We start from the raw sequence: 15,397 nt of genomic DNA, 5'->3' as shown, positions 1-15,397 counted from the left end.
GACACACCGCAAAAACTCCAATTGATTCCAATAAAATGTGTAAACGCCCGCGTCTGGCGCTTGCGAAAATTAGCCACGATGCTAATGTGAGCGCAATCCTGTACAGAATTTTCTGATTTCGGGTCCCTTTAGCCGTCCTGGCTGTTAGTTTCAGGTTTATCAAGGAATCAAGCAGTATGCGTAAGATCGCACTGATTATTGCGATGCTCTCTATGCCGTTTTTCTCTTTCGCCAGCCTGCTTAACAGCAGCGGTGTCGCCGCCCCTGTCGGCAAAGATAGCAGACAGCAGCTAATGGGCTCCCCGGTTTATATTCAAATCTTTAAAGAAGAGCGCACCCTGGAACTGTGGGTGAAGATGGGCGAGCAGTACCAGCTCCTCAACAGTTACCGCATCTGTAACTATTCCGGCGGCCTGGGGCCAAAACAGCGTCAGGGCGATTTTAAAAGCCCGGAAGGGTTTTATAGCGTTGATCGCAGTCAGTTAAAACCGGACAGCCGCTTCTATAAAGCCATTAATATTGGCTTCCCGAATGAATTTGACCGCGCTCACGGCTATGAAGGGAAATACCTGATGATTCACGGCGCCTGCGTGTCGATTGGCTGCTATGCCATGACCGACTCCGGCATCGACGAAATCTTCCAGTTTGTGACCGGGGCTTTGGTGTTTGGCCAGCCGCGCGTACAGGTGAGTATCTTCCCGTTCCGCATGACCGACGCCAATATGGAACGCCACAAGTACTCCACCTACATCAACTTCTGGAAAGAGCTGAAACCGGGCTATGACTACTTCGCGGCTAACCATCAACCACCGGGCGTGGCCGTGGTCAGCGGGAACTACGTCATCAGCAAACCTGCCGTGATGACGCCAGTTCAACCGCAGCTGGCTTCAAACTATAAGCTCACCGAGGCAAAATAACGCCGACTTGCCTGGCTCAATTTTGTGCCAGGTTTCGTTGGCGGTCAGCGGCTGAGTTGCGATGACCGTGACCACATCGTTAGGTGTGGTCTCTTCCTGAAAATCAATTTCCACGTCCTGATCCAGCAGCTTAGCGACACCGAATGGCGCTCTGCGGGTGATCCAGAACAGGTTCGTCGAGCAAAACGCCATCACGTAGCGCCCGTCCGACAGCAGCATGTTAAACACGCCCTTTTCTCTAAGCTCTGCGCCCAGTTCAGTGATGTAGCGGAATACCGCTTCCATATTGCCCGGCGTGCGCGGGTAACGCTGCGTGAGTTTGTGCAGCAGCCAGCAGAACGCCTGCTCGCTGTCCGTTTCGCCAATCGGGCGGAACGTCCCCGTCTCCAGCGTGCGATAGCCCTTGAGTTGCCCGTTATGGGCATAGGTCCAGTTGCGGCCCCACAGTTCGCGGGTGAACGGATGGGTGTTTTCCAGCGCAACCTTGCCGCGGTTTGCCTGGCGAATATGCGCAATAACCGAGCAGGATTTAATTGGGTAATCCTGGACGAGGCGGGCGATGGGCGAGTTAAAGCTCGGCTGCGGATCTTTAAACGTGCGGCAGCCTTTTCCTTCGTAGAAGGTTATACCCCAGCCGTCTTTATGGGGGCCTGTTCCGCCTCCGCGCTGCACCAGTCCGGTAAAACTAAAACAGATATCCGTCGGTACGTTGGCACTCATCCCGAGCAATTCGCACATCTCTTCTCTCCCACAACGAATGCCCCTGCTCCGGGAGGAGCTGGGGCATTACGGGCTAAGCTTTAACCATTTCTTTTTCGATTAACTGAATCAGGATGTGGATCACTTTGATGTGAATTTCCTGAATGCGGTCCGCATAGCCGAAGTGCGGCACACGGATTTCGATGTCAGCCGTACCGGCCATTTTGCCGCCGTCTTTGCCGGTCAGAGTAATGACTTTCATGCCTTTCGCGCGGGCAGCTTCAATCGCTTTGATGACGTTGCCGGAGTTGCCGGACGTGGAGATCCCCAGCAGCACGTCGCCTTCGCGGCCAACGGCTTCAACGTAGCGAGAGAAGACATAGTCGTAGCCAAAATCGTTGCTGACGCAGGAGATGTGGCTCACGTCAGAAATCGCGATCGCCGGATAGCCCGGGCGGTTCTCACGATAGCGGCCCGTTAACTCTTCCGCAAAGTGCATAGCATCGCAGTGTGAGCCACCGTTCCCGCAGGACAGTACTTTGCCGCCCGCTTTGAAACTGTCTGCCAGCAGCACCGCTGCGCGCTGGATGGCATGAATGTTGGCTTCATCCTTAAGGAAGTTAGTCAGCGTTTCCGCCGCTTCATTTAGCTCACTACGAATAAGATCCTGGTACATGAGGAGGTCCTTGAGGTTTGAGTGAATTTCACATCCCGCAGTGTACCGGATAGCGCCGAAAGCGAGAAGCGTAACCCCGCGTGTAAAGCCGGGGTTTTCCCTGGAAGTGCGGCAACAATGTGAGCGAGGTTGTAATTATTTTGTAAACACATTGCTAAAGAAAGCAACATCCACTACAACCAATACATCACAAGTGGTCAGACCTCCTACAAGCAAGGGAGCTTTCTTTATGTTGATTTTAAGCATTGTCCTTACCGTTGTTCTGCTGGGTGTGTTGTTCTATCACCAGGCAAATCTGCTGCTTAGCAGCGTGCTTCTGCTCGCGTGGACCGCCGCGCTGGGCTTCGCTGGCATCTGGTCTTTCTGGGTGCTGGTTCCGCTGGCGGTAATTCTGGTGCCGCTGCTGGTCACGCCGCTGCGTAAATCGCTGATCTCCGCACCGATTTTCCGTGGCTTCCGCAAAGTCATGCCGCCGATGTCCCGCACCGAAAAAGAAGCCATCGACGCCGGGACGACCTGGTGGGAAGGCGATCTGTTCCGCGGCAAGCCGGACTGGCAAAAACTGCATAACTACCCTCAGCCAAAGCTGACCGAAGAGGAACAGACGTTCCTTGATGGCCCGGTGGAAGAAGCCTGCCGCATGGCGAACGATTTCCAGATCACCCATGAGCTGGCCGACCTGCCCCCTGAGCTGTGGGCTTACCTGAAAGAGCATCGCTTCTTCGCGATGATCATCAAGAAAGAGTACGGCGGCCTCGAGTTCTCAGCCTATGCTCAGGCTCGCGTGCTGCAAAAACTGTCCGGCGTTTCCGGGATCCTGGCGATTACCGTCGGCGTGCCTAACTCCTTAGGCCCGGGCGAACTGCTGCAGCACTACGGCACCGAAGAGCAAAAAGATCACTACCTGCCTCGCCTGGCCCGCGGCCTGGAAATTCCTTGCTTCGCGCTGACCAGCCCGGAAGCCGGTTCCGATGCCGGTGCCATCCCGGACAGCGGCGTGGTTTGCATGGGGGAATGGCAGGGTGAACAGGTGCTCGGTATGCGCCTGACCTGGAACAAACGCTATATCACGCTCGCCCCTATCGCCACCGTACTGGGCCTGGCGTTCAAACTGTCTGACCCGAAACGCCTGCTCGGCGGCGAAGAAGACCTCGGCATTACCTGTGCGCTGATCCCAACCCACACGCCTGGCGTGGAGATCGGCAAACGTCACTTCCCGCTGAACGTGCCGTTCCAGAACGGCCCAACCCGTGGGAACGACATCTTTGTGCCTATCGACTTTATTATCGGTGGTCCAAAAATGGCCGGTCAGGGCTGGCGTATGCTGGTTGAGTGCCTGTCCGTAGGTCGCGGCATTACCCTGCCGTCGAACGCTACCGGCGGCCTGAAATCCGTGGCGATGGCAACGGGTGCTTACGCGCATATTCGCCGTCAGTTCAAAATCTCTATCGGTAAAATGGAAGGGATTGAAGAGCCGCTGGCACGCATCGCCGGTAACGCGTATGTCATGGATGCCGCAGCTTCTTTAATTACCTACGGCATCGTGCTCGGTGAGAAACCCGCCGTACTGTCTGCGATTGTTAAGTACCACTGTACCCACCGTGGCCAGCGCGCCATTCTTGATGCGATGGATATCGTCGGCGGGAAAGGCATCATGCTCGGCGACGCTAACTTCGTGGCCCGCGCTTACCAGGGCGCGCCGATCGCTATCACCGTTGAAGGCGCTAACATTCTGACCCGCAGCATGATCATCTTCGGCCAGGGCGCAATTCGCTGCCATCCGTACGTGCTGGAAGAGATGGCTGCGGCGCAGAATAACGACGTGAATGCCTTCGATAAGCTGCTGTTCAAGCACATCGGCCACGTGGGCAGCAACAAAATGCGCAGCCTGTGGCTGGGCCTGACCAACGGCCTCGGCAGCAGCACGCCGACCCGCGATGCAACTAAACGCTACTACCAGTACATCAACCGCCTGAGCGCCAACCTGGCGCTGCTGTCGGATGTCTCCATGGCCGTGCTGGGCGGTAGCCTGAAGCGCAGAGAGCGTATCTCTGCTCGCCTGGGTGATGTGCTGAGCCAGCTTTATCTGGCGACGGCGGTGCTGAAACGCTACGAAGATGAAGGGCGTAACGAAGCCGATCTGCCGCTGGTTCACTGGGGCGTGCAGGATGCGCTGTTCCAGGCCGAACAGGCGATTGATGACCTGCTGCGCAACTTCCCGAACCGCTTTGTGGCCGGTACGCTGCGGCTGGTTATCTTCCCGCTGGGTCGCCGCTACGATGCGCCGTCCGATGTGCTGGACCACAAGCTGGCGAAAATCCTGCAGGTGCCGTCCGCAACCCGGTCGCGTATTGGCCGCGGTCAGTACCTGACGCCAAGCGAGCATAACCCTGCTGGCCTGCTGGAAGCCGCTCTGCTGGATATTATGGCCGCCGAGCCAATCCACCAGCGCGTATGCAAAGAGCTGAAGCGCAATCTGCCGTTCACTCGCCTGGATGAACTGGCGAAGCAGCTGCTGGGTGAAGGCAAGATCACCGCCGATGAAGCGGCGATTCTGACCAAAGCGGAAGCCAGCCGCCTGCGCAGCATCAACGTGGATGAGTTTGATCCGGAGGCGCTGGCGACACAGCCGGTGAAGGTGCCGGAAAAGCACAGAAAGGTTGAAGCCGCCTGACCATTAACCCCTCTTATGAGGGGTTAATTCTTTATAACAAAGAGGGAAAAAGCGTGGTTTTTCCCTCTTTGTGGTAATACGCCAAAAATCAATGAATTGATTTTTCTATTTATTCATGACTGTTTTCTTTAAGTTTTTTATTTTATCTGAAAGTTACCAGTTGCCTTTTCCCCGCAGATGCGGGGTTTTTTATTGCCAACAAAAGCACGTTTTCTCGTGCTACAGTGGATGAAATATTCTGCTAAGAGGCTGCCGATGGTGTCTGGTCTGAAAGTTTCCGTTCTGCAACAACCGCTCGTCTGGATGGACGGTGCCGCGAACCTGCGTCATTTTGATGTGCTGCTGGAGGGCGTGCGCGGGCGTGACCTGATTATTCTGCCGGAAATGTTCACCACCGGCTTTGCGATGGAAGCCGCCGTGCAGTCAATGCCGGAACAGGAAGTGATTGACTGGATGCAGTTCAAAGCCCAGCAAACGCAGGCGATGATCGCCGGTAGCGCCGCTCTGCAAACCGAACGCGGGCCGGTGAACCGCTTCCTGCTGGTTCAGCCGGATGGCAAAGTGCATTTCTACGATAAGCGCCACCTGTTCCGCATGGCCGATGAGCATCATCATTATCAGGCCGGGGAAGAACGCGTGATTATTGAGTGGAAAGGCTGGCGTATTTTACCGCTGGTTTGCTACGACCTGCGCTTCCCGGTGTGGTCCCGCAATCGCAACGACTACGATCTGGCGCTGTACGTCGCCAACTGGCCCGCGCCGCGCTCTCTGCACTGGCAAAGTCTGCTGCAGGCGCGCGCCATTGAGAACCAGGCTTATGTGGCAGGCTGCAATCGCGTGGGCACCGACGGCAACGGCCACCATTACCGGGGCGACAGCCGGATCATCAGCCCGCAGGGCGAGATCCTGGCGAGCGTTGAACCTCACCAGGCGGCACGACTTGATGCCGATCTTTCGCTGATTGCGCTGCGGGAGTACCGGGAGAAATTCCCGGCCTGGCAGGATGCCGATCCTTTCAGCCTTTAAGAATGAAAGTATGCAGAAACCGGCCTATTCAGGCCGGTTTTTTATTGTTCCGCCAGCACAGTCACGGCGCGAGTGAAAGCCTGGACGGCAAGGGCCACGTCGCTTTCCATGACGGATTCCGCCGGATGATGGCTGATACCCTTCTCGCAGCGAACAAACAGCATGGCGCTCGGCCAACGCTCGGCGATGGCAATGGCGTCGTGCCCTGCGCCGCTTGGCAACGACAGGCTCCGCCCCTGAACTTCGCTCACCGCCTGCGTTAGCGTTGCCTGCAATGCCGCATCACACGGCGTGGCTGGAATAGCGTAGTAGACTTCTGCGGTAAACTGCATACCGCGACGGGCGGCAATCGCTTCCCCTTCGGCAAGAAGCTGGCCTAACAAACTCGCCAGGCTTTCGTCACGCGGGCTGCGAATGTCCAGCGTAAGCTGAACGTCGCCAGGGATGACGTTCACCGCGCCTGGCGCGCAGCTTAACGTTCCCACCGTGGCAACTTCGTCGGGGCCGTGGCGGCGCGTGGCGGATTCAATAAAGGTCATCCATTCGGCAGCGGCGGCCAGCGCATCTTTGCGCAGCGCCATTGGCACCGTCCCCGCATGGCCCGCATGGCCGGTAAAGCTGCAGTTCAGGCGACGGGCACCGTTAATGGCCGTGACCACGCCCAGCGCAAGGCCCTGCTCTTCCAGCACCGGTCCCTGCTCGATATGCAGCTCAAGGTAAGCGCTGAAATCGCTTTTTGGCCGCTCCGCGCTGGCAATACGCGTCGGATCCAGACCGGCAATCGTCATGGCCTGCGCCACGCTGACGCCGTTGGCATCTTCACAGCTCAGCCAATGCGCCGGCCAACTGCCGGTGATGCCTCGGCTCCCCAGCAGGGTAACCCCAAAGCGGGTGCCTTCTTCATCGCCAAAACCGACAATTTCGATGGCCTGCTCGAGCTGGATATTGTTTTGATAAAGGTACGCGACCACTTCCAGGGCACACAGCACGCCGAGCATCCCATCGTAGCGGCCCGCATTGCGCACCGTATCAAGATGGGATCCCAGCAAAATCGTCTGCGCGCCTTCTTGCCTGCCTTCGTAACGCCCACAAATATTGCCGACAGCGTCCTGCCAGGTCGTCATGCCGAGCTGCTCCATCCAGCCAGCGACCAGCTGATTCGCCCGCAAATGTTGCACCGAAAGGTAAACCCGGGTCAGCTGGCCCGCGCTTTCGCTGATAGCAGCTAGCTGGTCAGCCCTGTCCATGACGCGCTGGGCGGCAACCGCGGCATAGTTAGCATCCATAAGCGGCGCGCCCATTAGCGGGCACCCTGCGCGTAAACGTTCCACGCTGCCTGCATCGCTTCACCCTGCACGCTTTTAAAGCCGAGACGGTTAAGCACCGCTTCCAGCGCGGTGAGCGTTTGCAGCACGCAGTCTTTGCGTGCGTTGTAGCCCATGGTGCCGATGCGCCAGATTTTGCCCTGTAGCGGGCCGAAGGAGGTGCCGATCTCGATATGGAAATCTTCCAGCAGCAGCTTACGAACCTCTTCGCCGTGAACCTGCGCCGGGATAGCCACGCCGAGGACGTTGTTCATCTTGTGGTCAAGATCGCCGAAAGTTTCCAGCCCCATGCCCTGGATCCCCGCCACCATCGCCCTGCCGTGCAGCTCATGACGGGCAATACCGACGTCCAGACCTTCTTCCAGGATCACGCGGGCGCACTCACGGGCAGCAAACAGCATGCTCGTCGCTTCGGTGTGGTGATTCAGACGTTCCGGCCCCCAGTAGTCCATGATCATGCCCAGATCGAAGTAGTTGGAGTAGATCATCTCTTCGTCCCCGTCCTGATGGGCGGCAGTGCGAATGCCTTCTTCCACGCATTTACGGCGGCGAATGGCCTCTTCCATTTTCGGACTAAGGGTAACCGGTGAGCTGCCTGACGGGCCGCCCAGGCACTTCTGCAATCCGGCGGAAACGGCATCCAGTCCCCAGGCATCGGTGAGCAGTTCGTTCCCGCCAAACGATGCTGTAGCATCGGTGTAGAACAGCACGCCGTGGCGGCGGCAGATCTCCCCCAGTTCGGCCAGCGGCTGCAGCATCGTGGTGGAAGTATCGCCCTGCACGGTCAGCAGCAGGCGAGGTTTTACCGCTTTGATGGCGTCTTCGATTTGCTGCGGGCTGAATACTTCGCCCCACGGAACTTCAATGGTGTGCACTTCGGCGCGGCAGCGGCGGGCAATCTCACACAGCAGGTGACCAAAACGGCCAAACACTGGCACAAGCACTTTATCGCCAGGGCGAATAGCCGACAGCAAAATGGCCTCGATCCCGGCGCGGGAAGTGCCGTCCACCAGCATCGTCCATTTGTTTTCGGTGCGGAAGAGCTCGCGGTACAGCACCATCACCTCATTCATATATCCCGTCATCACCGGGTCATACTGGCCGATAAGCTGGCTCGCCATGGCACGCAGCACGCGCGGATCGGCATTGATCGGGCCTGGCCCCATCAGCAAACGGTGCGGCGGGTTGATCTGGGAAAACTGCTGAATATCAAACATGGCGATTCCTTGAGTCTGAGATTGAAACAAAAGATTCTTATAATCATCTTTTGCAACTAATGTGCCAGCCGCAGGCAAAATTTTTTCCGGCTGACAGGCTTAAGCCAGCGCGGAAAAACAGGTTTGGGTAAAAACGATGAACTCTTTTGGCTCACCCGAACTGTGCAGTTGCACCGTCGAGGAGCATTAACGCTGTTCGAGTTCGTCCAGCTCTGTATACAATTCAGCGATATTATGGATACGCTGACGTCCACTGGTCAATGATTCATGCAGCACCGCGTTAGCCAGTAAATTCACCAGGCTCATGGCGCTGCTGTAGCTGTCAAACGCCGAAACGCTGTCGAGCGGCGCGCTCAAATGCCAGCCAGGATAACTTGCCAGCACCGCCGAACCCGGTTCGCTCAGCATCACCAGCGGTATACCGCGCTGCTGTAAACTGGTGAGCAGTGGCTTAATAATGCGCGGCCTGCGGCGAAACGCCACGGTGACGACGCAATCTTCCGGGCCGATATCCACCAGCTCTTCCGCCAGCGTCTGCCCCGGCTGCGGGAGCAGATGTACGCCGCTGCGCACCTGCAAAAGCTGCTGGCGCAAGTGCATCGCCACCGGCCAGGAGTTTCGCATCCCAATGATAAACAGTCGTTTTCCGGTCACAAGGGCCTTGACCACTTCGGCAAACGGGCCCGCTTCAAGCTGATTTACCAGTTGAGTAAGGTTCGCCATTTCCTGCTTGTAATGACGCGCCAGCAGCGTGTTGCCCTGCACGGCATCGCGGTTTTCCGTCAGCGGCATCCCGCTCTGGCGCAGGGTCCGCAGCTCTTCGCGCATATCTTTGTAGCGCTCGTAACCTAAGCGCTTAAACAGGCGGCTCACGGTGGCCTTGGACACGCCTGAAAGCCGCGCCAACTCGGCGCTGTTGTAGCTGATCAAGTCATCAAAGTGGTCAACGATGAACGAGGCCACGCGCTGCTCCTGCGGGGAAAAGAGCGCCCATGACGCCCGCAACCGCTCGTCTAACTTTTTCATGCCGACTCCTGCAACTTTTGTTTCATCAAAGCCTGACACAGTGAAACGATCCTCGTCAACCTGGAACATCTCTTGCTTCTGACTCCCCTACCCGAGCGGATTTCCTGCAAGAGAAGAAAAATATGCAAAGCAATATGGCCCCCGGAGGCATGGCGGTGACGCCCCATCATCTGGCTTCTGAAAGTGCGCTGTCTGTGCTGCGCCAGGGCGGTGATGCCGTTGAAGCGATGGTCGCCGCAGCCGCCACTATCGCGGTGGTTTATCCCCATATGAACGGTATAGGCGGGGATGGATTCTGGCTGATTGTTCCGCCTGAGGGGGAACCTGTGGCCATCGACGCCAGCGGGGCCGCCGGATCGCTGGCGTCACTGGATTTCTATCGGGGAGAACGCGCTATTCCCCACCGCGGCACCCGTGCTGCGTTGACCGTGCCCGGCACGCTGAGCGGCTGGGCAGAAGCACTGAAAGTGTCATCGGAGCTTGGCGGCGGGCAGATGCCGCTTTCCCGCCTGATGGCCGATGCTATTCGCTATGCGGCGGACGGGATCCCGGTCACCGCCTCTCAGGCGAACGCGACACAAAGCAAATACGCAGAGCTGGTTGATATTCCAGGTTTTGCCGACACGTTCCTGCAGCGCGGTGAAGTGCCCGCGACCGGGAGTCGTTTCACGCAGCCCCGGCTGGCCAGGACCCTGACGCGAATGACCGTAGAAGGCCTGGACAGTTTCTATCGCGGCCCGCTGGCTTCAATCATTGCCGAAGAGCTGGCCGAACTGGGACTGCCAATCACCGCGGCTGACCTCGCCGCACATCGGGCAACCCGCAGCAAACCGCTTCGCCTTGAGCACCAGGCCGGGGAAGTTTTTAACCTCGCCCCGCCTACGCAAGGGCTGGTCTCGCTGGCGATCCTCGGCATTACCGACCGCCTGTCGATGGCAAACGCCAGTGAAGTTCAGACCGTACACCGCATCGTGGAAGCCACTAAAAAAGCCTTTGCGCTGCGCGACAAGCACATCACCGACCCGCGCCTGATCGCGACCTCAATACAAAACCTGTTAGATCCCGAGGCGCTGGATCTGCTGGCCGCAAAAATTGATGACCAAAGCGCCGCCCCGTGGGGCAAAGGTAAAGGCCCCGGCGACACGGTCTGGATGGGCGTCATTGACGGGAATGGCCTGGCCGTGTCGTTTATTCAAAGTATTTATCACGAATTCGGCAGCGGGGTTGTGCTACCCCAAAGCGGCGTGCTGTGGCAAAACCGCGGGGCATCTTTCAGCCTCGATGCAGAGCATCTGCTGGCGCTGGCGCCGGGCAAAAAACCGTTCCACACCCTGAACCCGGCAGCAGCCAGGCTCGCCGACGGCAGAACGCTGGTTTACGGCTCGATGGGCGGCGACGGCCAGCCGCAGACGCAGGCGACAATCTTTACCCGCTATGTACTTCAGGGCATCGGTTTACAGGAGGCCATTTGCGCGCCGCGCTGGCTGCTGGGCCGCACCTGGGGGCAAGTTTCCGACAGCCTCAAGCTTGAGAGCCGCTTTAGCCAGGACACCGTCAACGCGCTTGAAGCCCTCGGACACGAGGTAGAAACAGTCCCCGCCTTCAGCGAGATCGTCGGCCACGCCGGCGCCATCGTCAGACATACCAATGGCATGCTCGAAGGTGCGTGGGATCCGCGCAGCAACGGCAGCGCCGCAGGCTTTTGAGGAAAATACCAATGAACCAATCTTCTTTTGACTGGCAGCACTACATTGTCCTGATGGAGCAACTGCTCGCCGTGCCGCTGACCGACGAGCGCCGCAAAGAGCTGGAGTTGCAGCTGACACGTATTGCGGCCATGGCTGGACCGCTGATGGCCTTCCCGCTTGCCGATCGCCAGGAAACCGCCGGAGTTTATACGCTATGACTGCCCTTTCTATCCGACAGATCCAGCAGGGACTGCGGGACAAAGATTTTTCAGCTACCGAACTGGCCCGGCAAACGCTGGCAAAGATTGAGCAGCGAAACCCGCAGCTTAATGCCTTTACGGAAATCACCCAGGATCGTCTTCTGGAAGAGGCGGCCTCGGTAGACCAACTGATCGGTCGCGGCAGCCCTTTGCCAGCGCTCGCGGGCGTGCCTTACGCGGTAAAAAATCTTTTCGACATTAAAGGGGTAACAACCCTTGCAGGTGCGGAGTTGTTTGCCGGGCAACCCGCGGCCTCTGAAGATGCCTTCGCTATTACACGGCTGCAAAAAGCGGGGGGAATGCTAAGCGGGGCGTTGAATATGGATGCCTATGCCTACGGCTTCACCACGGAAAACAGTTATTACGGAGCCACCAAAAACCCGCACGATCTGTCGCGTATTGCGGGCGGCTCGTCCGGCGGCTCAGCGGCAGCTGTAGCTGCGGGCATGGTGAACTTCACCCTTGGCACCGACACCAACGGCTCCATTCGCGTCCCGTCTTCACTTTGCGGGCTCGTGGGCCTGAAGCCGACTTTTGGTCGCCTGTCGCGCGGCGGCAGCCATCCTTTTGTCGCCAGCCTCGACCATATCGGCCCGCTGGCTCGGAGCGTGGAGGATGTCGCGGCGGTTTACGATGTGCTGCAAGGGTACGACAGTAGCGATCCTTTTCAGACTTCGCGCGCCATTGAGCCGGTTTGCGCAGCGCTTGAGCGTGATACGCCGCTTCGCGTGGCGGTGCTGGAGGGTTTCTTTGAAAGCTGGTGTGACGCAGATGCCAAAGAAGCCGTTAGCCGGGTAGCCAAAGCGCTCCAGGCTACGGAAAAAGTTTCTATGCCAGAAGCCGAACTCGCCCGTTCGGCGGCTTTTTTGCTGACCGCCGCCGAAGGGGGAAATCAGTACCTGCCCGCACTGCGAACCAGCCCTGAGCGCTTCGAAACTAACTCGCGCGAACGCCTGCTGGCGGGGGCCATGACGCCGTCGGCCTGGTACACCCAGGCTCAGCGCTTCCGGGCCTGGTTCCGCGATCGCACGCTGCCGCTGTTTGACCATTTTGATCTGCTTGTTGCCCCCGCCACGCCATGCTGCGCCACGCTTATCGGGCAGCAAACCATGCATATCAACGGGCAAGATATCCCGGTCAAAGCCAGCATGGGCATCCTGACGCAGCCAATCTCTTTCCTGGGATTACCGGTTGTCAGCGCCCCGCTGGTCGCGGCCAGCGGTTTACCGATTGGCGTGCAATTAATTGCCGCACCGTGGCGGGAAGACGTGTGTTTGCAGGCCGCTCGCCGCCTGGAATCTCAGGGTATTTTACAGACGAAGGTAAGTTAAATGATGCGAGATAATATCGACCGCCCGGCCGTTTTAAATGAAGTCACTGCGGCATTTTATCGCTACGAGCAGGCGCTGATTACCAATGACGTCGCCGTTCTGGATGAGCTGTTTTGGGAGGATGCTCGCACCGTGCGTTTTGGCGCAACGGAAAACCTTTATGGCATTGAGCAGATCCGCGCTTTCCGCAACGGGCGTTCGCCGAAGGGGCTGGATCGCCAGTTGAGAAATACCGTTATCACCACCTTCAGCGACGACCTCGCGGTGGCGAGCACTGAGTTTACCCGAGAAGGCAGCGATAAGATTGGCCGCCAGATGCAGACCTGGGTCCGGTTTGCCTCAGGCTGGAAGATTGTGGCGGCGCATGTAAGTTTAATGGGGTGATAGTCTGTTTCTTCACCATAAAAATCTTCTGTTTATGAAAGCCCATGTCGTGTTCCGTTCACCTTAAATACCGCTTCATATGTTGCCACCATACAGGTGAACGTCTTAGGGGAGTCACCGTCACTCCCCTAAGAACCCGGACTCCCGGCGAAATAAATCGACCGCTGAATCGGCAGACCTCCGTTTTATCTCCCAGTCCTCGGTCGGCTGAGATGCGTTCCCGACGCTCTCAGCCTCCGGCTATGACCCAACTCAGGCGGGGTTGAGCTCGCCGGGCGCCGGGGCTGTTCGGGGGATGGCGTTATCTCCCTGACACGTTCCCCGTGCTCGGAACGTGCAGGGGGAAGCAGAGATACGGGTGAACTGAACAGCAACAAAGTAACAAATATCTCAGAAACGAGCCTCAAAGACATATCTGTATAAAAATGGCATCCACAAAAGAATGGGAAGGCCAATAACATCATTCAACAAACGGGTGCGTCTTCACCCAATGCTCGGCAATGTCCTGCCTTCTGCAAATCCACACCCCTTCATGTTGCTGCACGTAATCCAGAAAACGCTGCAAGGCCCGGAAACGGCCCGGTCGCCCTAACAAGCGGCAATGCATGCCGATAGACATCATCTTCGGTGCCGTGTCGCCTTCTTCATACAGCACGTCAAAACTGTCTTTCAGGTAGGTGTAAAACTGCTCGGCGGTATTGAACCCCTGCGCGGTGGCGAAGCGCATGTCATTGGTATCCAGCGTGTACGGCACGATCAGGTGAGGTTTGGTGCTGCCGTCTTCGCAGGCCACTTTGCTCCAGAAAGGCAGATCGTCGCCGTAGTAATCGCTGTCGTACAGGATACCGCCGTGCTCAACCACCAGCCTGCGGGTATTAGGGCTGTCGCGCCCGGTGTACCAGCCCAGCGGGCGGGAGCCGAACAGATCCTCCAGGATTTCCATCGCCTGATGCAGGTGCTGGCGCTCGGTGGCAACGTCCATATTCTGATAATGGATCCAGCGCCAGCCGTGGCTGACCACGTCGTAGTCAGCGGCTTTGATCGCGGCCACGATCTCCGGGTTGCGGGCCAGCGCCATGGCGACGCCAAACACCGTCAGAGGCAGACCGCGCTTCTGGAATTCATTATGGATACGCCAGAACCCTGCCCGGGAGCCGTATTCGTACAGGGAGTCCATCGACATATGGCGGTCCGGGAAACTGGCCGCCCCGATGATGTCGGAGAGAAATTGTTCCGAGCCGCTGTCGCCGTGCAGCACGTTGTTTTCCGCCCCTTCTTCAAAGTTCAGGACAAACTGAACCGCAATACGCGCGCCGTTCGGCCACTGCGCATGGGGAGGATTGCCGGCATAACCGGCGAGATCGCGCGGGTAGTTTTCGGTAAAAGGGTAGCGATTACGCTTTTGTTCTTCCGTCATAGTTGGCCTCTTCAACTTTAACCCAGGCGAGCAAAAGAGCCGGAAAGCGGCTTTTTATTCGGATAAGCGAGATCGCCAAATTTGCTGGTGCCGATCCCCAGCGCAACAAGCGACTCCACCAGCTTCACCGCCGCGGTGACGCCGTCGATAACCGGGATACCGATCTCTTCGGTCAGCTCTTTCGCCAGGTTTGCCATGCCGCCACAGCCCAGCACGATCGCCCCACTGTTGTCTTCTTTTTTGGCCTGAATACAGCGCTCACGCACCATGCGCTGGGCCAGCCCGGTGCCGTCTTCCAGCGCCAGCACGGGCAGATCGATGGCATGCAGCGCCGCGCAGTGATGCTCGAAGCCGTATTGCTGCAGCAAATGGCGGGCGATGATCACCGTGCGTGGCAGCGTGGTGACAATAGAGAAGCGGGTGGCGACCATCGTGGCCATATGCATGGCCGCTTCGGCAATCCCAATCACCGGCCCGCTGGCTATCTCACGCGCCGCCAGCAGCCCAGGGTCGCCAAAGCAGGCGATGACGTGCCCGCTCGCGCCCTGTGCTTTGCCCTGCTGAATTTGTTCCAGCACACCGATGGCCGCAATGGCTTCGTCAAAGTGCCCTTCTATTGACTCCACGCCCTGCTCCGGACAGGTCGCGAGGATTTGCGTACCGGGGGCGGCAACGCTACGCGCGGCTTCAGCAATGGTGTGCGTCATCGCCTGGCTGGTATTGGGGTTGATCACTTGAATAATAGGCTGGGGCATGG

General features: G+C 58.1%; 14 protein-coding genes. 7 read left to right on the top strand and 7 right to left on the bottom strand.

Annotation, left to right across the window (positions count from 1 at the left end; translation table 11 throughout):
• The first annotated feature begins 176 nt into the window (after positions 1-176).
• Entirely contained in the window at positions 177-917 is a 741-nt protein-coding gene (dpaA, locus tag F3J26_RS13025) for a peptidoglycan meso-diaminopimelic acid protein amidase (RefSeq protein WP_039300629.1), read from the top strand.
• Here dpaA and F3J26_RS13020 read toward each other — a convergent pair.
• The gene (locus tag F3J26_RS13020; RefSeq protein ID WP_008457309.1) at positions 888-1,655 is read right to left on the bottom strand and encodes a class II glutamine amidotransferase; all 768 of its coding nucleotides are present in this window, start codon (positions 1,653-1,655) and stop codon (positions 888-890) included. The genes dpaA and F3J26_RS13020 overlap by 30 nt on opposite strands.
• 55 nt (positions 1,656-1,710) lie before the next feature.
• Positions 1,711-2,292, bottom strand: a complete 582-nt coding sequence (gene lpcA, locus F3J26_RS13015) for a D-sedoheptulose 7-phosphate isomerase (protein WP_008457307.1) — start codon at positions 2,290-2,292, stop codon at positions 1,711-1,713.
• A 229-nt stretch (positions 2,293-2,521) separates the two neighbouring features.
• Between lpcA and fadE the strand changes: the two genes are divergently transcribed.
• Positions 2,522-4,966: an acyl-CoA dehydrogenase FadE gene (gene fadE / locus F3J26_RS13010; protein WP_166994263.1), complete on the top strand. Its 2,445-nt coding sequence runs from the start codon at positions 2,522-2,524 to the stop codon at positions 4,964-4,966.
• A 258-nt stretch (positions 4,967-5,224) separates the two neighbouring features.
• The gene (locus tag F3J26_RS13005) at positions 5,225-5,992 is read left to right on the top strand and encodes an amidohydrolase (RefSeq protein WP_008457303.1); all 768 of its coding nucleotides are present in this window, start codon (positions 5,225-5,227) and stop codon (positions 5,990-5,992) included.
• A 41-nt stretch (positions 5,993-6,033) separates the two neighbouring features.
• Here the strand turns inward: F3J26_RS13005 and hpxK are convergent, their stop codons facing one another.
• The 3 genes from hpxK to F3J26_RS12990 all read right to left on the bottom strand — a co-directional run bounded on the left by hpxK (position 6,034) and on the right by F3J26_RS12990 (position 9,560).
• Positions 6,034-7,293, bottom strand: coding sequence for an allantoate amidohydrolase (gene hpxK / locus F3J26_RS13000; protein ID WP_166994261.1), 1,260 nt, complete (start codon positions 7,291-7,293; stop codon positions 6,034-6,036).
• A complete protein-coding gene (locus F3J26_RS12995; RefSeq protein WP_166994259.1) occupies positions 7,293-8,534 on the bottom strand; it encodes an aminotransferase class V-fold PLP-dependent enzyme in 1,242 nt (413 codons plus the stop codon). Before F3J26_RS12995 ends, hpxK begins: the two co-directional genes overlap by 1 nt.
• Before the next feature lie 186 nt (positions 8,535-8,720).
• A complete protein-coding gene (locus F3J26_RS12990; protein ID WP_166994257.1) occupies positions 8,721-9,560 on the bottom strand; it encodes a MurR/RpiR family transcriptional regulator in 840 nt (279 codons plus the stop codon).
• A 122-nt stretch (positions 9,561-9,682) separates the two neighbouring features.
• On the opposite strand from F3J26_RS12990, the gene F3J26_RS12985 reads away from it, so the two are divergent.
• From F3J26_RS12985 to hpxZ, 4 genes are read left to right on the top strand one after another with little or no spacing between them, the layout of a single operon-like run.
• On the top strand, positions 9,683-11,266 hold the full coding sequence (locus F3J26_RS12985; RefSeq protein ID WP_166994255.1) for a gamma-glutamyltransferase: 1,584 nt from the start codon (positions 9,683-9,685) through the stop codon (positions 11,264-11,266).
• An 11-nt stretch (positions 11,267-11,277) separates the two neighbouring features.
• Entirely contained in the window at positions 11,278-11,466 is a 189-nt protein-coding gene (gene hpxX / locus F3J26_RS12980; RefSeq protein ID WP_008457287.1) for an oxalurate catabolism protein HpxX, read from the top strand.
• Positions 11,463-12,839: an AtzE family amidohydrolase gene (locus tag F3J26_RS12975; protein ID WP_166994253.1), complete on the top strand. Its 1,377-nt coding sequence runs from the start codon at positions 11,463-11,465 to the stop codon at positions 12,837-12,839. Before hpxX ends, F3J26_RS12975 begins: the two co-directional genes overlap by 4 nt.
• A complete protein-coding gene (gene hpxZ / locus F3J26_RS12970; RefSeq protein ID WP_008457285.1) occupies positions 12,840-13,223 on the top strand; it encodes an oxalurate catabolism protein HpxZ in 384 nt (127 codons plus the stop codon).
• 460 nt (positions 13,224-13,683) lie between these two features.
• Here hpxZ and puuE read toward each other — a convergent pair whose 3' ends face one another.
• Together puuE and hpxA are read right to left on the bottom strand one after the other, a co-directional pair.
• On the bottom strand, positions 13,684-14,640 hold the full coding sequence (puuE, locus tag F3J26_RS12965) for an allantoinase PuuE (protein WP_166994251.1): 957 nt from the start codon (positions 14,638-14,640) through the stop codon (positions 13,684-13,686).
• A gap of 17 nt (positions 14,641-14,657) precedes the next feature.
• Entirely contained in the window at positions 14,658-15,395 is a 738-nt protein-coding gene (gene hpxA / locus F3J26_RS12960; protein ID WP_008457276.1) for an allantoin racemase, read from the bottom strand.
• Positions 15,396-15,397 lie beyond the last annotated feature (2 nt).

Origin of the sequence: Enterobacter sp. Ap-867 (genome assembly GCF_011752855.1) — a bacterium.
Taxonomy (GTDB): Bacteria; Pseudomonadota; Gammaproteobacteria; order Enterobacterales; family Enterobacteriaceae; genus Cedecea.
Note: the sequence above shows the minus strand (reverse complement) of the source record. Positions and strands in the feature narration are given on the sequence as shown.